General features: G+C 72.0%; 17 protein-coding genes. 12 read left to right on the forward strand and 5 right to left on the reverse strand.

Going from position 1 to position 20130, the window contains the following annotated elements; translation table 11 throughout:
* Positions 1-271: 271 nt before the first annotated feature.
* Positions 272-1348, forward strand: a complete 1077-nt coding sequence (locus GFH49_RS07490) for a S1C family serine protease (protein WP_155054995.1) — start codon at positions 272-274, stop codon at positions 1346-1348.
* 40 nt (positions 1349-1388) lie between these two features.
* Here the strand turns inward: GFH49_RS07490 and GFH49_RS07495 are convergent, their stop codons facing one another.
* Positions 1389-1601 (reverse strand): hypothetical protein, encoded by a 213-nt coding sequence (locus GFH49_RS07495; RefSeq protein WP_155054996.1) that lies wholly within the window; start codon positions 1599-1601, stop codon positions 1389-1391.
* Positions 1602-1730: 129 nt separating this feature from the next.
* On the opposite strand from GFH49_RS07495, the gene GFH49_RS07500 reads away from it, so the two are divergent.
* The gene (locus GFH49_RS07500) at positions 1731-2939 is read left to right on the forward strand and encodes a bifunctional adenosylcobinamide kinase/adenosylcobinamide-phosphate guanylyltransferase (RefSeq protein WP_155054997.1); all 1209 of its coding nucleotides are present in this window, start codon (positions 1731-1733) and stop codon (positions 2937-2939) included.
* A 4-nt stretch (positions 2940-2943) separates the two neighbouring features.
* Here GFH49_RS07500 and GFH49_RS07505 read toward each other — a convergent pair whose 3' ends face one another.
* A complete protein-coding gene (locus GFH49_RS07505) occupies positions 2944-3672 on the reverse strand; it encodes a class I SAM-dependent methyltransferase (protein WP_155054998.1) in 729 nt (242 codons plus the stop codon).
* 140 nt (positions 3673-3812) lie between these two features.
* On the opposite strand from GFH49_RS07505, the gene cobT reads away from it, so the two are divergent.
* Complete coding sequence (cobT, locus tag GFH49_RS07510) at positions 3813-4919, forward strand: nicotinate-nucleotide--dimethylbenzimidazole phosphoribosyltransferase (RefSeq protein WP_155054999.1); 1107 nt, start codon at positions 3813-3815, stop codon at positions 4917-4919.
* Between the two features lie 85 nt (positions 4920-5004).
* On the opposite strand, the gene GFH49_RS07515 is transcribed toward cobT, so the two are convergent.
* Positions 5005-5772 (reverse strand): hypothetical protein, encoded by a 768-nt coding sequence (locus GFH49_RS07515; RefSeq protein WP_155055000.1) that lies wholly within the window; start codon positions 5770-5772, stop codon positions 5005-5007.
* A gap of 105 nt (positions 5773-5877) precedes the next feature.
* Between GFH49_RS07515 and GFH49_RS07520 the strand changes: the two genes are divergently transcribed.
* From GFH49_RS07520 to GFH49_RS07555, 8 genes are all read left to right on the forward strand, one after another.
* Entirely contained in the window at positions 5878-6660 is a 783-nt protein-coding gene (locus GFH49_RS07520) for an adenosylcobinamide-GDP ribazoletransferase (RefSeq protein WP_155055001.1), read from the forward strand.
* Between the two features lie 228 nt (positions 6661-6888).
* Complete coding sequence (locus tag GFH49_RS07525) at positions 6889-8418, forward strand: leucyl aminopeptidase (protein WP_155055002.1); 1530 nt, start codon at positions 6889-6891, stop codon at positions 8416-8418.
* A gap of 284 nt (positions 8419-8702) precedes the next feature.
* The gene (gene lpdA / locus GFH49_RS07530) at positions 8703-10091 is read left to right on the forward strand and encodes a dihydrolipoyl dehydrogenase (RefSeq protein ID WP_196217888.1); all 1389 of its coding nucleotides are present in this window, start codon (positions 8703-8705) and stop codon (positions 10089-10091) included.
* A 75-nt stretch (positions 10092-10166) separates the two neighbouring features.
* Positions 10167-11954 carry a 2-oxoglutarate dehydrogenase, E2 component, dihydrolipoamide succinyltransferase gene (gene sucB / locus GFH49_RS07535; protein WP_155055004.1) on the forward strand — a complete coding sequence of 596 codons (1788 nt, stop codon included), beginning with the start codon at positions 10167-10169 and terminating at the stop codon, positions 11952-11954.
* A 259-nt stretch (positions 11955-12213) separates the two neighbouring features.
* Positions 12214-12837, forward strand: coding sequence for a GntR family transcriptional regulator (locus GFH49_RS07540; protein WP_155055005.1), 624 nt, complete (start codon positions 12214-12216; stop codon positions 12835-12837).
* 280 nt (positions 12838-13117) lie between these two features.
* Entirely contained in the window at positions 13118-15820 is a 2703-nt protein-coding gene (gene aceE, locus GFH49_RS07545; protein WP_155055006.1) for a pyruvate dehydrogenase (acetyl-transferring), homodimeric type, read from the forward strand.
* 182 nt (positions 15821-16002) lie between these two features.
* A complete protein-coding gene (locus tag GFH49_RS07550; protein ID WP_155055007.1) occupies positions 16003-16977 on the forward strand; it encodes a helix-turn-helix transcriptional regulator in 975 nt (324 codons plus the stop codon).
* Positions 16978-17231: 254 nt separating this feature from the next.
* The gene (locus GFH49_RS07555) at positions 17232-17750 is read left to right on the forward strand and encodes a DUF4240 domain-containing protein (protein ID WP_155055109.1); all 519 of its coding nucleotides are present in this window, start codon (positions 17232-17234) and stop codon (positions 17748-17750) included.
* A gap of 4 nt (positions 17751-17754) precedes the next feature.
* Here the strand turns inward: GFH49_RS07555 and GFH49_RS07560 are convergent, their stop codons facing one another.
* Positions 17755-17967, reverse strand: a complete 213-nt coding sequence (locus GFH49_RS07560) for a hypothetical protein (RefSeq protein WP_155055008.1) — start codon at positions 17965-17967, stop codon at positions 17755-17757.
* Between the two features lie 158 nt (positions 17968-18125).
* Between GFH49_RS07560 and GFH49_RS07565 the strand changes: the two genes are divergently transcribed.
* Positions 18126-19253, forward strand: coding sequence for a lipid II:glycine glycyltransferase FemX (locus GFH49_RS07565; protein ID WP_155055009.1), 1128 nt, complete (start codon positions 18126-18128; stop codon positions 19251-19253).
* A gap of 10 nt (positions 19254-19263) precedes the next feature.
* Here the strand turns inward: GFH49_RS07565 and GFH49_RS07570 are convergent, their stop codons facing one another.
* Positions 19264-20088 (reverse strand): peptidoglycan recognition protein family protein, encoded by an 825-nt coding sequence (locus GFH49_RS07570; RefSeq protein ID WP_155055010.1) that lies wholly within the window; start codon positions 20086-20088, stop codon positions 19264-19266.
* Positions 20089-20130 lie beyond the last annotated feature (42 nt).

A 20130-nucleotide genomic window follows, 5' to 3' on the forward strand; every position in this document is an offset into this window, starting at 1 on the left:
CCGCACATCGACACAGCCCCGCGCCCCCTTCGTGGCGCTTCGCAACCGCAGTGAACTTCGGCGGACCTGCTTAGCCGCTCCGCCAGGAAGTGCCGCGACGTGTTGTCGGTTGTGTGCGGCGCCGTCGTGGCTCGTCGCGCCCGCGCGGCGGAGCCGCATACTCAGCACAGCCCCCCGCCCCTTCGGGGCGCTGCCCAACCGCAGCGTACGGCCACGCCCGTTCGGGTCAACAGGGGGAGCCGGACATTCACCCCGAAGCGAGACTCAGGACATGGACGCTTCCCGTATGCGGGCCGTGCGGCTCGTCTCACTCGTCGCCGCGCTCGTGTGCTCCCTCGCGGTGGTCTCCGGCTGTTCCGGCGCCGGGTCCGCTCAGTCGTCGGGGTCGAAGAAGACGACCGGGCAGGCCGCCGTGCCGGCGGTGGACAGCGAGTTGCAGGACGACTACACGAGGGTGATCAAGGACGTCCTGCCGTCGGTCGTGCAGATCCAGGCCAGGAGCGATCTGGGCTCCGGGGTGGTGTACGACGGACAGGGCCACATCGTCACCAACGCGCATGTCGTCGGGAACGAGAAGACCTTCCGGGTGACGACCGCCGACAGCGAGGACGCGCTGACCGCCAGGCTCGTCTTCGCGTACCCGCAGCAGGATCTCGCCGTCATCAAGCTGGACGACGTACCGGACGGACTCAAGGCCGCGAGGTTCGGGGACTCCTCGGAGGTCGAGGTGGGGCAGATCGTCCTCGCGATGGGCTCGCCGCTCGGGCTGTCGTCGAGCGTGACGCAGGGGATCGTGTCGGCGACCGGGCGGACCGTCAGCGAGGGGCAGGCCGGCGGCGGTACGGGCGCGACCATCGCGAACATGGTGCAGACGTCGGCCGCCATCAACCCCGGCAACAGCGGCGGCGCCCTGGTGAACCTCGACAGCGAGATCATCGGCATCCCGACGCTCGCCGCCACCGACCCCAACGTCGGGGACGCCGCCGCGCCCGGCATCGGGTTCGCGATCCCCGCGTCGATGGTGAAGACGGTCGCCGACCAGATCATCAAGGACGGCAGGGTGACGGACTCGGGCCGGGCCGCGCTCGGCATCACCGGCCGCACGGTCGTCGACGACGACATCCAGGCCGCCGGGGTCGCGGTCGTCGCGGTGACGAGCGGCGGGGCCGCCGACAAGGCGGGCCTGGAGGCCGGGGACATCATCACCGAGCTCGGCGACACCGACATCACCACCATCACCTCGCTGTCGGAGTCGCTGGCCACGCGGAAGCCGGGAGACAAGACGACGGTGACGTTCACGCGCGACGGCGCCGGGAAGACGGTGGATGTGACGCTGGGTGAGCAGTGAGGAGGGGGCGGCCGGTCATGGCCGCCCCCTCCCCCGCGTCCTATGCCTCAGCGGCACGCAGGCTCATCGGGCCGTAGATCTCCGTGGCGTCCTCGAACAGCCGCACCTGGTCCGCACCGCCGGCGAGCAGGTCCTTCCAGTACTCCCCGATCCAGGACTCGGCGTCTCCCTGCGTGGTGAACTCCTCGGGCTGCACCGCGGGCTGGACCTCCGCGCCGTCGGCCTTCTCGAATCGCCACGTCCATACGGCCATGTGCGCCTCCCGTGTCTGAGCGGTTACGGAGGAGCAGCGTATGCGGTTGTCGGTCGTCTGCGGCTCGGCGGGGGCTTGTCGCCCCCCGAATTCTCGCGTGACCGCAAGTGACCGGCGAAAATCAAGTTCGTGGACGTGACTCTGCTCGGCACCGGTGCCCCTGCGGGACTGCCCCGCCCCAGTTGCCCCTGTGCGGCCTGTGCCGTCGCGCTCGGCTCCGATGCGCGGGCGGCGACCGCGCTGCTCGTGGACGGGGCGCTGCTGATCGACCTGACACCCGGCGCCGCCTTCGCCGCCGCGCGGGCCGGGCGGTCGCTCGGTGGTGTACGGCAGGTGCTGCTCTCGCATCCGCATGACGGGCCGGCCGTCGAGGTGCCGGCCGGGGTGCCGAGGCCGGCCCGGGTGCCGGACGGGCGGGAGTTGGCGTTGCTGACGGGACATCGGGTGCGGGCCATGGCGATGGACGCGGGCGGTACGGGCTATGCGGTGACGGGGCCGGACGGGCAACGGCTGCTGTATGTGCCGCCGGGCAGCGCGCCAGCCGGGCTGGAGGACGGGGACGGGGACGGGGAGGCGTACGACATGGTCGTCGCCGATGTGGTGGGGCGGCCGGACGCGTTGGCCCGGCTGCGGGCGGTGGGGGCGGTCGGGCCGACGACGGATGTCATCGCCGTACATCTGGATCACGACGTACCGCCGGGGGCCGAGTTGCGGCGGCGGCTCGCGGCGGCCGGGGCGCGGGCCGTGCCGGACGGGACGACGCTGGTCGTGGGGGTGTACGAGGACGTACCGGATGTGCCGCGGCGGACACTGGTGCTCGGCGGGGCGCGGTCGGGGAAGTCCGTGGAGGCCGAGCGGCGGCTGGAGGCCTTTGCCGATGTGCTGTACGTGGCCACCGGCGGCACCCGGGACGAGGACAGCGAGTGGGCCGCGCGGGTGGCCGCGCACCGGGAGCGGCGGCCCGGGTCGTGGCGCACGGCGGAGACCTGTGACCTGGTGCCGCTGCTTCAGGCCGACGGGCCGCCGTTGCTGATCGACTGTCTGTCGCTGTGGCTGACGGATGCGATGGACTCCGTCGGCGCGTGGGACGACGCCGTGTGGGCCGACGGGGGTGAGCGGACCTTGCGGGAACGGGTGCGGGAGCTGACCGGGGCCGTGCGGACGGCTCGGCGGACCGTCGTCGCCGTGTCGAACGAGGTGGGGTCGGGGATCGTGCCGGCCACCGCCTCCGGGCGGCGGTACCGCGACGCGTTGGGGCGCTTGAACGCGGCGTTCGCGGGCGAGTGCGAGCAGGTCCTGCTGGTGGTGGCGGGGCAGGCGGTGGTGTTGCGGGGGTGATGGGTCAGGCCTTGTGGGCGATGAGGCGATAGGTGCGGGAGAAGGGGGTTCGGCGGTCTGCCCAGATGATCGTGCAGCCCTGGGACTGCACTTCCGTGCGGAGGTTGGCCCAGGTGGGCAGGTGGCAGTGGGCCGGGTCGGCCTGGGGGCGCCACCGCTTGCCGAGCACGGTGGCGAACGCGAACTGCGGATCGGGCGTCTCGATCACCAGGTGGCCGCCCTTGCGGAGGACCGTGAGCGCGGCACGGAGTTCCTCGCGGGGCTCGGGTCTGTGCTGCAGGTGGTGCAGGAGGCTCACCACGTCGTAGCGGGCGCGCAGCAGGGTCGTGACGACCGGGTCCGTCAGGTTGCCCACGTAGGCCTCTTCGATGCGCTCCGCCGCCCGTGCCCGCACCACCCGGGAAGTGGGGTCCAGACCGTCGAAGGACGTGTACGGGAAGAGTTTCCTCGCCGTCTGAGGGAAGTGGGCCTCACCCGTGCCCACGTCCAGCCAGCTCTCCGGTTCGGGGCGGAGGCGGAGCATCGCGCGGGCCAGCAAGCGGTGATGACGCCGCGTCGGCGAACAGCTCTTGGAGTGCTCGCCGAGCAGCTGGTCGAACAGCGCGTCCTCGGCGGTGCGTTGGGGATTGCGGAAGACGTGCGCGCAGCCCCGGCACTCGTCCACGGCTCTCGTACGGGCGCGGAGCAGTTTCGAACCGCACCAGGGGCAGTCGTCGCGGCGTGCGGGTGGCATGGGCGGCTCCCCAGGGGACGTACGACATTCCATGGCAAAACGGAACGTATGGGATCGAGATCTTGGGTGCAACGACGTCGCGTGCGCGTGGTGGCGATGTGGCGCTGTTCCGTTCGATCCGGGCCGGTACTGTTCGGCGAATGAGCTCGCTGAATCTCGACGACTTCACCGATCTGATCGAGCGCCCCGACGGCGGCGTACGCCGCGACGCGGAGTCGCGCCGGGAACGTCAGATCGTGCCGCCCGGCGCGCTGGGCCGCCTCGACGACCTGGGTGAGTGGCTGGCGGCGGCGCAGAGCGCCGTGCCGGTGCGGCCGATCGAACGTCCGCGGGTGGTGCTGTTCGCCGGTGACCACGGGGTCGCCGAACTGGGTGTCTCCGCGCGGCCCGCGGGCAGCGCCGGGGCGTTGGTGCGGGAGGTCCTGGAGGGCGGCCGGCCGGTCTCCGTCCTGGCCCGGCGGCTGGGCGTTCCCGTGCGGGTCGTGGACATGGCGCTGGACTGCGATCCGCAGACGCTGCCCGACGAGGTCGTACGGCATCGGGTACGGCGGGGCAGCGGACGCATCGACTTCGAGGACGCGCTGACGGCGGAGGAAGCCGAGGCCGCGTTCCGGGCCGGGGTCGCGGTGGCCGACGAAGAGGCCGACTCCGGTACGGATCTGGTGGTGCTCGGCGATGTGAGCGTCGGCGGGACCACGGCGGCGGGCGTGCTGGTCGCCGCGTTGTGCGGGACCGACGCGTCGGTCGTGACCGGACGCGGGGGGCTCGCCATCGACGACCTCGCGTGGATGCGGAAGTGCGCGGCGATTCGCGACGCGTTGCGGCGGGCCCGGCCCGTGCTCGGCGATCAGTTGCAGCTGCTGGCGACGGTGGGCGGCGCCGACCTCGCCGCCATGACCGGGTTCCTGCTGCAGAGCGCGGTGCGGAAGACGCCGGTGATCCTGGACGGGGTCGTGGCGGCCGCCTGTGCGCTGGTGGGCCAGCGGATCGCGTTCCGGGCGCCGGACTGGTGGCTGGCCGCGCACAGCAGCGGTGAGCCGGGCCAGGCGAAGGCCCTCGACCGGATGGCCCTGGAACCCCTCCTCGACCAGGGCGTGTCGGTGGGCGAAGGGGCGGGCGCACTGCTGGCGCTGCCCCTGGTGCAGGCCGCGGCGGCGCTGGCGGCGGAACTGCCGGAGAAGGGCGCGGAGGCGGAGGCTGAGGAGGCGGAGGCGGCGGGGGAGGTCGAGAAGGGCCCGGGCGGGTAGGGGAAAGGGGGCGGGCCATATGCCGTGATCGGCAATGTGCCCCCAGGGCACCTGTCACCCCTCCCTGCGGGGGACGCCGCGTGCGTCAACGGCGGTCGAGGGGGCGGGCCGGTGCCACCGGATCGGGCTTGCCGCCGATCCAGTCCTGAAGCCGGCGGCTGGGGCCCGCCCAGCGGCGGTCGTGGTGGTAGGCGCGGCGCAGCGACCTGGCGCGGGCGCGGGGGCGGCTGCGGTAGAAGCGCTTGGCCCAGGGGGAGCCGGGGCGGGCCAGGCGGATCGTCCCGACGATGGCGATGAGCGGGACGATGACGCCGAAGATCGCGGTGCGGACCTTGCCCTTGCTCAGGGCGAGCAGCGAGCAGACGAAGTTCGTGAGGACGGTGCCGATGACGGTGCCACGGTTCTGCAGCTCGTCGTCGTCCAGGTCGTTGACGCCGAAGGGCGCGTAGCCGACGAGGACCAGGCCGACCAGGGCGGCGGTCAGCACCACGACCTCCACGCTCTTGCGGCCCGCTTCCGTCCAGTAGACGTCGTCGAGGTGGAGGATCAGCGCGAACTCGTCCAGGAGAAGGCCCGCGCCGATGCCGAAGACCACGGCGGCGGAAGCCGAGCCGAAGCCGCGGTCGCCGCCGGCTACCGCGCCGAAGCCGCCGATGACGGTGAGGACGACGCCGGGGACCACGTGGTGGATGTGTACGCCGCCGGCCTCGATGTTGCCGAAAGGCCCCTTGCCCGCGCGGATCAGCCGGGTGACGAGCCGGGTGACCAGGAAGGTCACGACGAAGGCGGTCAGGGCGAGGAGCAGGGGGAGCTTGCCCGGTTCGATGATGTTGCGCTCCAGCCAGTTCCCCATATGATCCAGTTTGCCCGCGTTGGGGCGGGGTGTCGTGCGGGCAGGGCTGAGGGCACCGTGACAGGAGGCGGCGGGGTGTCCGGGGTCGTGGCATAGCCTGCGCGAATGTCGAACAGGCCGGGTCTCCACAGCGTTCGTTTCGCCTTCGGGACGCTCACCGTGCTGCCCGTGAAGGTGACGCGGTGGGACCGGGAGGCTGCGCGGGGCGGCATGCTGTGCGCTCCGCCGGCCGGGGTCGTCGTGGGCGGGGCCGGCGCCGCGCTCGGGCTCCTGTTGCTTTTCCTCGGCGCCGGCAGTCTGCTCGCCGCCGTGGCCACCGTCGCCGTGCCCGCCGTACTCACCCGGGGGCTGCATCTCGACGGTCTCGCCGACACCGCCGACGGGCTCGGCAGCGGGAAGCCGGCCGAGGACGCGCTGCGGATCATGAAGCAGTCGGACATCGGGCCGTTCGGCGTGATCACCCTCGTCTTCGTACTCCTCGCCCAGGTGGCCGCCCTGGCGGAGGCCTACGACGGCTCCTGGGCCCGGGGTGCCTTCGCCGCCGTCGTCTCTGCGGCCGTCGGCCGGCTGGCGCTCACGACGGCCGCGCGGGCCGGAGTGCCCGCCGCGCGGCCGGAGGGGCTGGGTGCCGCGGTCGCCGGAGTCGTGCCGGTGCGCGCGGCGGTACTGGCCGCCCTCACGGTCACCGGGGTGGCCGCGGGCGCGGGCACGGCGTTCGGCGCGTACGGGGCCGTCCAAGCGGGCGCCGCCGTCGTCCTTGCCCTCTCCTCTGCCGAGCTTCTGCTACGGCACTGTGTCCGCCGCTTCGGCGGGGTCACCGGTGATGTGTTCGGCGGGCTTGAGGAAACGGCGGCGACGGCGGCGCTCGTCGTTCTGTCACTGGGCTGACCCCCTCATGCCGCCGGTGTACGCACGACGGTGCGCCCCGAACGTGAACGCCCGCAGGCGGAGCGAGCGCGCATACGCGCGTAGGCTCGGTCCCGGGTGTTCGCCGACAGGGTGAAGGCCCCGGATGAGTCCGAACCCTCAGGCCAGGTCTAGGGTCGGCCGACGGGCCCGGTCGACCCACCCCCATCGGCCACAGCAACTTCACATCGGAAGCGAGATATCACCACCGTGACTGCTCTCACTCTCAGCACCGCCGCGGCGCCCGGCCTGCGGGCCGACGCGATCGTGATCGGTGTCGCCAAGGGCGCCAAGGGACCCGTCGTCGCACCGGGCGCCGAGGCCGTGGACAAGGCTTACGACGGCAGGCTCGCCGGCGTCCTGGAGACCCTCGGTGCCTCCGGTGCCGAGGGCGAGGTGACGAAGCTGCCCGCGCCGTCGGGCTTCAAGGCACCGCTCGTGGTGGCGGTCGGCCTGGGCGCCGAGCCGGAGAACGACGCCCGGTTCGACGGCGAAGCGCTGCGCAAGGGCGCCGGTACGGCCGCCCGCGCCCTGGCCGGAGCCAAGAAGGCCGCCTTCGCCCTGCCGCTCACGGACGCCGCCGACGCCGGTGCCGTCGCGGAGGGCGCGCTGCTGGGCGCGTACTCCTTCGACGCCTACAAGGAGAACGGCAAGGACGGCAGGAACGGCAAAAACGGCAAGGCGCCGCTCGCCGAGGTCGCCCTGCTCGGCGGCAAGCCCCGTGACAAGGCGTACAAGGCGGCCGTCGAGCGCGCCACCGCCGTCTCCGAGGAACTGAACCGCGCGCGCGACCTGGTCAACACCCCGCCGAACGACCTCAACCCGGAGTCCTTCGCCGCGGTCGCCCAGACCGCGGCCAAGGAGCACGGCATCAAGGCGCAGGTGCTCGACGTGAAGGCCCTGGAGAAGGGCGGCTACGGCGGCATCCTCGGCGTCGGCGTCGGTTCGGCCGCCGGTCCCCGGCTGGTCAAGCTGTCGTACACGCACTCCAAGGCGAAGAAGCACCTCGCCTTCGTCGGCAAGGGCATCACGTACGACTCGGGCGGCATCTCGCTGAAGCCGGCCGGGCACAACGAGACGATGAAGTGCGACATGAGCGGTGCGGCGGCCGTCTTCGGCGCCGTCGTCGCCGCCGCGCGCCTCGGGCTCGAAGTCAATGTCACCGGCTGGCTGGCGCTGGCCGAGAACATGCCGTCCGGCTCCGCGACGCGGCCGGGTGACGTGCTGCGGATGTACAGCGGCAAGACCGTGGAGGTGCTCAACACCGACGCGGAGGGGCGGCTGGTGCTGGCCGACGCGCTGTGGGCCGCGTCGCAGGAGAAGCCGGACGCGATCGTCGACGTGGCGACGCTGACCGGGGCGATGGTGCTGGCGCTGGGGAACCGGACGTTCGGTGTGATGGCCAACGACGAGGCGTTCCGCTCCGCGGTGTGCGAGGCCTCGGAGGAGGTCGGTGAGGCTGCGTGGCCGATGCCGTTGCCTGAGCACCTGCGCAAGGGGATGGACTCCCCTACCGCTGACATCGCGAACATGGGTGAGCGGATGGGCGGCGGGCTCGTCGCCGGTCTGTTCCTGCGCGAGTTCGTCGGCGAGGGCATCACCTGGGCGCACCTCGACATCGCGGGGCCGGCCTTCAATGAGCAGGGGCCCTTCGGTTACACGCCCAAGGGTGGCACGGGGTCGGCGGTACGGACCCTGGTGCGGCTGGCCGAGCTGACGGCTGCGGGTGATCTGGGGTGACGGCCGCTTAAGAGCTGGGTCCAGTCCGGTTGTCGGGGGCGCGGGGCCGGCCGCGCCCCCCGCCGCGGAGCCGCGCATCGGCACAGCCCCGCGGCCCGTCGCGGTGCTGTGCCGATGTGGTGTCTCACACCCCGGCCCCGCGTCTCGTCCTGTGCCGACAGGTGCGAAGATGGGGCACGGCAGGACAGGGCCCCCACCGAAGGGCCGAAGAGTAGCGGCCGGACACCAGCCGCCTGCCGGTCACCGCAGACCGGCGTACGGCGCACATGCATGGAGGACGTGACGTGGCGAACGACGCCAGCACCGTTTTCGACCTAGTGATCCTCGGCGGTGGTAGCGGTGGTTACGCCGCGGCCCTGCGCGGGGCGCAGCTGGGCCTGGACGTCGCCCTGATCGAGAAGGACAAGGTCGGCGGCACCTGCCTGCACCGGGGCTGCATCCCCACCAAGGCCCTGCTGCACGCGGGCGAGATCGCCGACCAGGCCCGCGAGAGCGAGCAGTTCGGTGTCAAGGCCAGCTTCGAGGGCATCGACATCGCCGGGGTCCACAAGTACAAGGACGGTGTCATCGCCGGTCTGTACAAGGGGCTCCAGGGGCTCGTCGCCTCCCGCAAGGTGACGTACATCGAGGGTGAGGGGCGGCTCTCCTCCCCGACCTCCGTCGACGTGGGCGGCCAGCGCGTCCAGGGCCGCCACGTGCTCCTCGCGACCGGCTCCGTGCCGAAGTCGCTGCCGGGCCTGGAGATCGACGGCAACCGGATCATCTCCTCCGACCACGCCCTCGTCCTGGACCGCGTGCCGCAGTCCGCGATCATCCTGGGCGGCGGTGTCATCGGCGTCGAGTTCGCCTCCGCCTGGAAGTCCTTCGGCTCCGACGTCACCGTCATCGAGGGCCTGAAGCACCTCGTCCCGGTCGAGGACGAGAACTCCTCCAAGCTTCTTGAGCGCGCGTTCCGCAAGCGCGGCATCAAGTTCAACCTGGGCACCTTCTTCTCGAAGGCCGAGTACACCGCGAACGGTGTCAAGGTCACCCTCGCCGACGGCAAGGAGTTCGAGGCCGAGGTGCTGCTGGTCGCGGTGGGCCGTGGCCCCGTCTCCGCCGGTCTCGGCTACGAGGAGCAGGGTGTCGCCATGGACCGCGGCTACGTCCTGGTCGACGAGTACATGCGGACCAACGTCCCGACCATCTCCGCCGTCGGCGACCTGGTCCCGACGCTCCAGCTCGCGCACGTCGGTTTCGCCGAGGGCATCCTGGTGGCGGAGCGTCTGGCCGGTCTGAAGACCGTCCCGATCGACTACGACGGTGTGCCGCGGGTGACGTACTGCCACCCGGAGGTCGCCTCCGTCGGTATCACCGAGGCCAAGGCCAAGGAGATCTACGGCGCGGACAAGGTCGTCGCTCTGAAGTACAACCTGGCGGGCAACGGCAAGAGCAAGATCCTCAACACCGCCGGCGAGATCAAGCTCGTCCAGGTCAAGGACGGTGCGGTGGTCGGCGTCCACATGGTCGGCGACCGCATGGGCGAGCAGGTCGGCGAAGCCCAGCTGATCTACAACTGGGAGGCCCTGCCGGCCGAGGTCGCCCAGCTCATCCACGCCCACCCGACGCAGAACGAGGCGCTCGGCGAGGCCCACCTGGCCCTGGCCGGCAAGCCGCTGCACGCGCACGACTGACCCTCGGTCGACGAAGCGACTCCGCGTCTTAGCGACGACACAGACTTCCGCAATTCGTAAGGAGCAACCGAAACCATGGCGGTTTCCGTAACCCTTCCGGCGCTCGGCGAGAGCGTCACCGAGGGCACTGTCACTCGCTGGCTGAAGGCCGAGGGTGAGCGCGTCGAGGCCGACGAGCCGCTGCTCGAGGTCTCCACCGACAAGGTCGACACCGAGATCCCCTCCCCCGCCGCCGGCGTCCTGGCCTCCATCAAGGTCGCCGAGGACGAGACGGTCGAGGTCGGCGCCGAGCTGGCCGTGATCGACGACGGCACGGGCGCCCCTGCTGCCGCCCCGGCCCCGGCCGTCGAGGAGGTGGCCGCTCCGCCGGCTCCCGAGCCCGCTCCGCAGGCCGCTGCCCCGTCCACCGAGCAGGCCGCCCCGGCTCCGGCGCCCACCGCCGAGGCCACCGCGGGCGCCGGCTCCGCCGAGGGCACGGACGTGGTCCTGCCCGCGCTCGGCGAGTCCGTCACCGAGGGCACCGTCACCCGCTGGCTGAAGTCGGTCGGTGACAGCGTCGAGGCCGACGAGCCGCTGCTGGAGGTGTCGACGGACAAGGTCGACACCGAGATCCCGGCGCCCACCTCCGGCACGCTGCTGGAGATCGTGGTCGGCGAGGACGAGACGGCCGAGGTCGGCGCCAAGCTGGCCGTCATCGGCGTCGCGGGCGCCGCTCCGGCGGCAGCCCCGGCCCCGGCAGCTCCGGCCCCCGCCCCCGCCGCCCCGGCTCCGGCCGCCCCGGCCGCGCCCGCGGCTCCGGCCGCTGCCGCCCCGGCCCCGGTCCAGCCCGCGGCCCCGGCTCCGGCTCCGGCTCCGACCCCCGCGCCGGCCGCCCCGGCCCCGGTCACCCCCGCCCCGGCCGCCCCGGCTCCCGCCGCGCAGGCCACCGACGAGGGCGCCTACGTCACCCCGCTGGTGCGCAAGCTCGCCGCCGAGAACGGCGTCGATCTGGCCACCGTCAAGGGCACCGGCGTCGGCGGCCGTATCCGCAAGCAGGACGTCATCGCCGCCGCCGAGGCCGCGAAGGCCGCCGCCGCTGCCCCGGCCCCCGCCGCGGCTGCCCCGGCCGCCGCCAGGAAGGCCCCGGCGCTGGAGGTCTCCCCCCTCCGTGGCCAGACCGTCAAGATGCCGCGCATCCGCAAGGTCATCGGCGACAACATGGTCAAGGCCCTGCACGAGCAGGCGCAGCTGTCCTCGGTCGTCGAGGTCGACGTCACCCGCCTGATGAAGCTGCGCGGCCGGGCCAAGGACTCGTTCGCGGCCCGTGAGGGCGTCAAACTCTCCCCGATGCCGTTCTTCGTCCGGGCCGCGGCCCAGGCGCTGAAGGCCCACGCGCCCATCAACGCCAAGATCAACGAGGCCGAGGGGACCATCACCTACTTCGACACCGAGAACATCGGTATCGCGGTGGACTCCGAGAAGGGCCTGATGACCCCGGTCATCAAGAACGCCGGTGACCTCAACATCGCCGGTATCGCCAAGGCCACGGCCGACCTGGCGGCCAAGGTCCGGGCCAGCAAGATCACGCCGGACGAGCTGTCGGGCGCGACCTTCACCATCTCCAACACCGGTTCGCGCGGTGCGCTCTTCGACACGATCATCGTGCCGCCGGGCCAGGTCGCGATCCTCGGCATCGGCGCCACGGTCAAGCGCCCGGCCGTGATCGAGACGGAGGAGGGCACGGTCATCGGCGTCCGCGACATGACCTACCTGACCCTCTCCTACGACCACCGGCTGGTGGACGGCGCCGACGCGGCCCGTTACCTGACCGCGGTCAAGGCGATCCTGGAGGCGGGCGAGTTCGAGGTCGAGCTCGGCCTGTAACCAGCCACATCGCTTGTACGGTGCCCCCGTCCGGAGCTTTCCGGGCGGGGGCACCGTCGTTGCGCCCCACCTGGCCGGGCTTCCGGGCGCCGCCCGGCGATGGCTCCTCCGGGCGTATCCGGTACGGGTCTTGACCGAGATCGAGGGGCCGCGGGGCGTGTAAGTCTCGTCTCACCTGCATGGAAGCGCCCCCGTGCGCCCTTCCCGAACCGGTCGGCGGCCTTATTGTCTAAACGTCAAACGCCCTTAAGGAGCCCTCATGACCGCGCCCGTCGTCCACTCGCTGCGCGAACAGATCCGCGAGCACATCGTGGAGGGGATCGTCAGCGGGCGCTGGAAGCCGGGCGAGCGGATCGTGGAGCGGCGGATCGCGACCGAGCTGGAGGTCAGCCAGACGCCCGTACGGGAGGCGCTGCGTGAGCTGGAGTCGCTGCGGCTGATCGAGTCGGCGCCCAACAAGGGCGTACGGGTGCGGAATCTGACCGCCGCCGACCTGGAGGAGAGCTACCCGGTCCGGGCCGGCCTGGAGGCGATCGCGGCCGAGCTGGCGGCGGAGCGGCTGGCGGAGGACTGCTCGGCCCTGGAGCCGCATGTCGCCGCGCTGTACGACGCCGACGCCGCGTCGGACGGTACCGCGCAGGTGCGGCACACGGTGGGCTTCCACCGGGAGCTGGTGCGGGCGGCCGGGAACTCGGTGCTGCTGCACACCTGGGAGGGGCTCGGCATCGAGGTGTTCACGGCCCTGTCGATCCGGTGGCTGGGGACGGTGCAGCAGTCGTACGCGGAGGAGCACCAGGAGCTGGTGGAGGCGTTCCAGCGGCGGGACCCGCGGATCGCCGAGATCGTGAAGGCCCATGTGCTGGGCTGCGCACCGAGGCCCTGAGGCCCCTCGGACACCGGAGCAGCGGCTCGCTCGAACCCTTTCCGACCTGCGAGAATCCCCGCCCGGAGCGTCACCCCGTGCCATTGCCGGAGGCACCCCGTGCCGACTTTCTCGTGATCAAGAGGTTTTGCATCTCAACCCTTTGATCGATCATCGATCAGAGAGTTACAGTCGTCGGTGGGCTTCCACCGAAGCCCTCAGCCCTGTCCTGCCAAAGACAAAGGGCACCCCCGAACCCTCGCCGATGAGGGAACCCCCTTCGACTGAGGAAGGCGGCGACATGACCGACCCCAGCGCCATCCAGCCGAGCGAGCTCGACCAGCTCCCGGACCGCGACCCCGAGGAGACCGCCGAATGGCAGGCCTCGCTGGACGCCGTCACCAAGGCTGCCGGGCCGCACCGTGCCGCGTATCTGATGCGCCGCACCCTGGAGCGCGCGGAGGGCAACGGCATCGCGCTGCCCAAACTGCTGGAGACCGACTACGTCAACACCATCCCGACCGCCGCCGAGCCGAGCGTGCCCGGTGACGAGGCGATGGAGCGCCGTATCACCGCGTGGAACCGCTGGAACGCGGCCGCGATGGTGACCCGGGGCAGCAAACACGGCGTCGGCGGCCACATCGCCACCTTCGCCTCCGCCGCCTGGCTGTACGAGACGGGCTTCAATCACTTCTTCAAGGGCAAGGAGGCCGACGGCTCCGGCGACCAGCTCTACATCCAGGGCCACGCCTCCCCCGGCATCTACGCCCGCGCCTTCCTCGACGGCCGGCTGACCGAGCACCACCTCGACAACTTCCGCCGGGAGGCGGGCGGCAGCGGGCTCCCGTCGTACCCGCACCCGCGCCGGCTGCCCTGGCTGTGGGAGTTCCCGACGGTGTCGATGGGCCTCGGCCCGCTCTCCGCCATCTACCAGGCGCGCTTCAACCGGTATCTCACCAACCGCTCCATCAAGGACGTCTCCGCCTCCCACGTCTGGGCCTTCCTCGGCGACGGCGAGATGGACGAGCCGGAGTCGACGGCGGCGCTCGCGCTCGCCGCGCGTGAGGAACTGGATAACCTCACCTTCGTCATCAACTGCAACCTGCAGCGCCTCGACGGCCCGGTCCGCGCGAACTTCAAGATCGTGCAGGAGCTGGAGGCGCAGTTCCGCGGCGCCGGCTGGAACGTCATCAAGACGCTGTGGGGTTCGGCCTGGGACGAGCTGTTCCAGCTCGACACGACCGGAGCGCTGGTACGGCGGCTGCGCGAGGTACCGGACGCGCAGGTGCAGACGTACCAGACCCGCGACGCCGCCTACATCCGCCAGGACTTCTTCGGCGCCGACCCGGCGCTCGCCGAGATGGCGAAGCTGCTGAGCGACGACAAGATCCTGGAGATCTTCCACCTCTCCCGCGGTGGTCACGAGGCGCGCAAGGTGTACGCCGCGTACAAGGCCGCCGTGGAGCACAAGGGTGCGCCGACCGTGATCCTGGCCCAGACGGTCAAGGGCCACACCCTCGGAGCGGGTTTCGCGTCGAAGAACGCCAACCACCAGATGAAGAAGCTGACGGTGGACGAGTTCAAGACGATGCGTGACCTGCTCGAACTGCCCATCAAGGACTGCGACTTCGTCGACGGCGTGGTGCCCTACGGCCACCCGGGCGCCGACTCCCCCGAGGTCCGCTACCTCCAGGAGCGCCGTGCGGCCCTGGGCGGCCCGGCCCCGGCCCGTCGTGTGCACCCGGTGGCCCCGCTGCCCGCGCCCGCGGAGAAGGCCTTCGCCTCCTTCGACAAGGGCTCCGGCTCCCAGAACGTGGCCACGACCATGGCCTTCGTCCGCCTGGTCAAGGACCTGGTCCGCGACAAGGAGACGGGCAGGCGCTGGGTGCCGATCGTCCCCGACGAGGCGCGCACCTTCGGCATGGAGAGCCTCTTCCCGTCGCTCGGGATCTACTCGCCGAAGGGCCAGACGTACGAGCCGGTCGACCGTGACCAGCTGATGTACTACAAGGAGGCGAAGAACGGCCAGATCCTCAACGAGGGGATCACCGAGGCCGGTTCGATGGCCGACTTCATCGCCGCGTCCACGTCGTACGCGACGCACGGCGAGGCGATGATCCCGTTCTACATCTTCTACTCGATGTTCGGCTGGCAGCGCACGGCCGACCAGATGTGGCAGCTCGGCGACCAGCTCGGCCGCGGCTTCCTGATCGGCGCGACGGCCGGTCGTACGACGCTGACGGGCGAGGGCCTGCAGCACGCCGACGGCCACTCCCCCGTCATCGCGGCGACGAACCCGGCGGCACTGACGTACGACCCGGCGTTCGCGTACGAGGTGGCGTCGATCGTGCGGGACGGTCTGCGCCGCATGTACGGCGAGGCGGCGCCGGGCGAGGACCCGAACGTCTTCTACTACCTCACCGTCTACAACGAGCCGCTCCCGCAGCCGGCCAAGCCGTCCGGCCCCGGCATCGACGAGGGCATCGTCAAGGGCCTGTACCGCTTCAACACGGCGGAGTCGGCGGGTCTGTCGCCGGTCGCCAACGCCCCGCGCATCCAGCTGCTGGGCTCCGGTACGGCGATCCACTGGGCGCTGAAGGCGCAGCGGCTGCTCGCCGAGGAGTGGGGTGTCGCCGCGGACGTGTGGTCGGCGACGTCATGGGGCGAGCTGCGGCGGGACGCGCTGGAGGCGGACGCGGCGGTGCTGCGGGGCGAGGAGCGGGTGCCGTACGTCCGTCAGGCGCTGCAGGGTGCCGAGGGGCCGGTGCTGGCGGTCTCCGACTACATGCGCCAGGTGCCCGACCAGATCGCCCAGTGGGTCGAGCAGGACTACTCCTCCCTCGGCGCCGACGGCTTCGGCCTCTCCGACACCCGGGACGCCGCGCGCCGCCACTTCGGCGTCGACGCCGAGTCCGTCGCCGTGGCCGCACTGGCCCAGCTGGCCCGCCGCGGCGAGGTCAAGGCGACGGCGGTGAAGGAGGCGCGGGAGCGGTACGGCCTGTAGCAACAGGCGGTTGTCCCCCGGCGCCGGACGGGCTGATTCCGCAGCCCGTCCGGCGTCTGAGTCTGAGGCCGAGGCCGTTCAGGCCGAAGCGGGGGTCCGGGGCGGCAGCCCCCAGGGACGGGACGGGTGAGGGCGGCGGGGGCGAGAGAGCCTTCTCGGTGCTGCCCCGGCACCATGTACCCATGCGCGCTGCCCGTCTCATCAAAATGGTGCTGCTGCTTCAGTCCCGGCCCTCCATGACCGCTGCCGAGCTGGCGACGGAGTTGGAGGTGTCCGAGCGGACTGTCACGCGGGATGCGCAGGCGTTGTCGGAGGCGGGGGTTCCGGTCTACGCGGATCGGGGGCGGGCCGGCGGATACCGGCTGATCGGCGGGTACCGGACGCGGCTGACGGGCCTGCACCGCAGTGAGGCGGAGGCGCTGTTCCTGTCCGGCGTGCCGGGTGCGCTGAGGGAGATGGGGCTGGAGGACGCGGCCTCCGCGGCGCGGCTGAAGGTGTCGGCGGCACTGCTGCCCTCCCTGCGCGACGCCTCCCGCACGGCGGCCCAGCGGTTCCATCTCGACGCGCCGAACTGGTTCACGGAGCCCGAGACACCCGAGCTGCTGCCGGCCGTCGCGGACGCGGTGTGGGACGACCGGCGGATCACCGCCCGCTACCGCAGGAACGCGGACGTGGTCGAGCGGGAGCTGGAGCCGTACGGACTCGTGCTGAAGGCCGGAGTCTGGTACCTGTGCGCGCGAGCCGCCCCGCACGGCTCTCCCCGGGTCTACCGGATCGACCGGTTCCAGTCCATCGCGGCGGGTGCCGAGCGCTTCGTCCGGGACGTGGAGTTCGATCTGCCCGGCTTCTGGGAGGAGCGGGCGGAGCAGTTCGCGCGGTCCATCCTGCGCACCGAGGTCGTCGTACGGCTGTCCGCGGACGGCGTGCGCAGACTGCCGCACGCCGTCGATCCGCTCGCCGCGCGGGAGGCGCTGGAGAACGCGGACGCCCCGGACTCCGGCGGCCGGGTGACCGTGACCCTCCCCGTGGAGTCCGAAGACGTCGCCCACACCCAGCTGACAGCACTCGGCCCAGAGGCCGAGGTACTGGCACCCGAGACCCTCCGTACCCGGTTCGCAGCGGACGCAGCACGCCTCACGACCCTGTACACCCGCTGACGCGGTACCCCCGTCGACCCGCCGCACCGCACCGAGTCACCGCACCACTCCGTATGCCATCTCGCGCCGACTCGCCACACCACCCCGCATCCCGTCCGCATCCCGCCATGACACCACCCCGCACGCCACCCCCCGTCGACCCGCCGCCCCACCCCGCATCCCGACCCGCTCCACGCCACCACACCACCCCGCCCATAACAATCCGCCTCACTCCACGTGCGCCCCACCCCTTCAGGCACGATGCTTGACCCGTGATGGACGAGACGGAGTTCTGGGAGCTGGTCGACGCCAGCCGGGAGGCGGCCGAGGGTGACCCGGAGGAGCAGGCCGATCTGCTCGTGGAGCGGCTCCTCCAGCTCGACCCGGAGTCGGTCGTGGACTTCGCCCGTCACTTCGAGGCGCGCTACAACCGCGCGTACACCTGGGGCCTGTGGGGCGCCGCCTGGGTACTGCTCGACGGCGTGAGCGACGACGCGTTCGACTTCTTCCGGTGCTGGCTGATCGGCCAGGGCCGCGAGCTGTACGAGGGTGCCGTGCACGACCCCGACTCGCTCGCCGATCTGCTCGGCGACTTCGACGAGGAACTCGACGGCGACGGCGAGGATCTGGGCTACGCGGCCGACGAGGCCTACGAGCAGCTCACCGGAACCGTCGCCCCGGACCTCGGCATCCCGCCCGCGCCCCCGGAGCCCGAGGGCACGCCGATCGACTTCGAGAACGAGCGGGCGCTGGCCGAGCGGTATCCCAAGCTGTGGGAACGGTTCCGGGGCTGAAGGCTCACCCCCCGGTACGCCGGCGTCCCGCGTCGGACGGGATGTACGCCTGCGTCTGGTCCGCCTTCACCACGTGGTGCATCGGGGCGGCGTTGGCCTGGTCGAGCGCCGACGCCGTGACGGCGGCCGGTCCCAGGACGACGGCCGCGACCGCGCAGACCACGGCCCACGGTCCGCGGGCGGCCCTGGCCCAGCCGCCGGTGTGGCTTGTGTTCATTTCTTCCCCACCTCCAGTCAGTGCGTGTGCATGACGATAGGAAGGCCGCCTCGGGAAGATCCCTGAGACGGCCAGGAGAAGCCTGTGAGAGTCAGGCCTTGACCCGGCCCGTGATCGCCTGCCTAGGGTGGCCCGTCCCGAAGAGGAGCACCCTGCCCATGACCAGCCTTTATGTGCGCGAGATCACGCGCGAGGACCATCTCGCCCACCTTCGGCTGCACCCGGACGCCAGCCATCTCCAGATCCCCGAGTGGGCCGATGTGAAGCCCGGCTGGCTGGCGCAGAGCATCGGCTGGTTCGAGGGCGAGTCGCTGCTCGCCACGGCGCTGGCGCTGTACCGCCCGCTGCCGGGGACCCGGCGCTTTCTCGCCTATCTCCCCGACGGCCCCGACATCGACTGGCGGACCCCGGGTCTGGAGCGCTGGCTGGACCCGCTCGTCGCGCACGTGGAGCGGGAGGGGGCGTTCGCGGTCCGGATCGGGCCGCCCGTCGTCGTACGGTGCTGGGATCCGCGGGTCGTCGCGGCGGGCGTCGCCGATCCCGCCGTACGCCATCTGCGGGAGCTGGCCGCGGCCGACATCGACGGGTTCGCGCTGGACGCCGGGGAGCGGCTGCGGCAGCTCGGGTGGCGGCGGTGCAGGGAGAACGAGGGCAGCGGTTTCGGCCTGGGGCAGCCGCGGTTCGGCTGTCAGATACCAGTCCGGGAGCGCTCGGTGGACGACCTGCGCGCCGCCCTCGCCCCGCACTGGGAGCAGGCCCTGCGCACGGCCGAGTCGGCGGGCGTGCGGGTCGTCACGGGCTCCGGCGGCGACCTGCCCGAGTTCTACCGCCTGTACACCGCGACCGCCGCCCACGACGGCTTCAAGGCCCGCCCGCCGGAGTACTTCCAGCGCATGTGGAAGGCGCTGAACGCGCAGGACGGCGACCGGCTGCGCCTCTATCTCGCCGAGTACGACGGGGAGGTCCTCTCCGCCGCGTTCATGATCAACGTCGGCTCCCGGTCCTGGCACTCCTACCCCGCCTCCGGCCGCCGGGGCCGTCAACTGCGGCCCAGCAGCGTCCTGTTGTGGCGGATGCTGTACGACGCGTGGGCGGCGGGCGCCGAGACGTACGACCTGCGCTCGATCACCCCCGTCCTCACCGAGAGCCGACTGCTCGGCCGGCTCCTGTTCAAGACGGGGGCGGGCGGCATGGCCGTGGAGTACCTCGGGGAGTGGGAGCGGCCGGTGGGCATCCAGGGCAAGGTGCTGCAGCGGGCGCTGAAGGCCTATCTGGCACGCAGGTGAATCAGGCCGTTCACCTGCCCTGCAAGGCGGCGGCAGTCTGCCGGATCTGCGGGAGCAGGGCGCTGAGGGCGGCGCCTGGGCAACTCGTCATGAAGCCGTCCTTGTGGCCCGCGAGGGCCGGGAGCCGGGCGGTCGTTCCGGCCGCGTACCGGCTGCGGCCGTTGCTGGAGACCAGGGGCACGTCCGCGCGGGGGTCGATTTGGGACATGCCCAGCTTCCAGGCGGCGAGGCGGGCGATCGCTTCGGTCATGGCCTGCGGCACGGGCACGCCCGCCGTGAAGGTGCCGAGGGCGGCGACGCCGGTGGTGCCGTGGTTGAAGCCCTGGGTGTGCGCGCCGGTGACGGGGCGGTCGACGCCGCCCGCGCGGCCCTCGTAGATCGTGCCGCAGCGGTCGACGAGGAAGTTGTAGCCGATGTCGTCCCATTGCCGGGAGCCGGTCTGGCCCGCGTACAGGGAGCGGATGATGCGGGGCGCGTCGGTGCAGGCGTAGCCGTTGGGCGAGTCGGTGTGGTGGACGAAGACGGCGACGACCTCGGCGTCGTAGCGCGGTGGCGGCTGGCCCCGCGTGCTGCCGTCCAGCCAGGCCGATCTCGGCACGATGTGCGGCTTCGCCGAGGAGTACGGGGTGGCGGCGGACCTGGCCTTAGCCGGCCGTTCGGACACGGCACCGGTCCGCTCCACACCGCTCGCGCACAGCGCCAGCGCGGCGACCGCGGCCAGCCCGGGCAGAGAGCCGAGCAGCACCCGGACGGCAGCCGGTATGGGGACGGCGATGCGCGGTGTTCGTGCGGCACGGCGTCTTCGTGACCCTCGTGCCCTTCGGAAGACACGCATGACCTCACTGTCGGCCGGATCCGTTCCGTCCGCGATGTGTGC

Source organism: Streptomyces blattellae, assembly GCF_009709555.1.
Taxonomy (GTDB): Bacteria; Actinomycetota; Actinomycetes; order Streptomycetales; family Streptomycetaceae; genus Streptomyces; species Streptomyces blattellae.

Bases quoted from the DNA above. Each gene is read 5' to 3' on its own strand.
- GFH49_RS07490 (WP_155054995.1), top strand. From the start codon at position 272: ATGGACGCTTCCCGTATGCGGGCCGTGCGGCTCGTCTCACTCGTCGCC.
- GFH49_RS07495 (WP_155054996.1), bottom strand. From the start codon at position 1,601: ATGGCCGTATGGACGTGGCGATTCGAGAAGGCCGACGGCGCGGAGGTC.
- GFH49_RS07505 (WP_155054998.1), bottom strand. From the start codon at position 3,672: ATGCCACCCGCACGCCGCGACGACTGCCCCTGGTGCGGTTCGAAACTG.
- cobT (WP_155054999.1), top strand. From the start codon at position 3,813: ATGAGCTCGCTGAATCTCGACGACTTCACCGATCTGATCGAGCGCCCC.
- GFH49_RS07515 (WP_155055000.1), bottom strand. From the start codon at position 5,772: ATGGGGAACTGGCTGGAGCGCAACATCATCGAACCGGGCAAGCTCCCC.
- GFH49_RS07520 (WP_155055001.1), top strand. From the start codon at position 5,878: ATGTCGAACAGGCCGGGTCTCCACAGCGTTCGTTTCGCCTTCGGGACG.
- sucB (WP_155055004.1), top strand. From the start codon at position 10,167: ATGGCGGTTTCCGTAACCCTTCCGGCGCTCGGCGAGAGCGTCACCGAG.
- GFH49_RS07540 (WP_155055005.1), top strand. From the start codon at position 12,214: ATGACCGCGCCCGTCGTCCACTCGCTGCGCGAACAGATCCGCGAGCAC.
- aceE (WP_155055006.1), top strand. From the start codon at position 13,118: ATGACCGACCCCAGCGCCATCCAGCCGAGCGAGCTCGACCAGCTCCCG.
- GFH49_RS07550 (WP_155055007.1), top strand. From the start codon at position 16,003: ATGCGCGCTGCCCGTCTCATCAAAATGGTGCTGCTGCTTCAGTCCCGG.
- GFH49_RS07555 (WP_155055109.1), top strand. From the start codon at position 17,232: ATGGACGAGACGGAGTTCTGGGAGCTGGTCGACGCCAGCCGGGAGGCG.
- GFH49_RS07560 (WP_155055008.1), bottom strand. From the start codon at position 17,967: ATGAACACAAGCCACACCGGCGGCTGGGCCAGGGCCGCCCGCGGACCG.
- GFH49_RS07565 (WP_155055009.1), top strand. From the start codon at position 18,126: ATGACCAGCCTTTATGTGCGCGAGATCACGCGCGAGGACCATCTCGCC.
- GFH49_RS07570 (WP_155055010.1), bottom strand. From the start codon at position 20,088: ATGCGTGTCTTCCGAAGGGCACGAGGGTCACGAAGACGCCGTGCCGCA.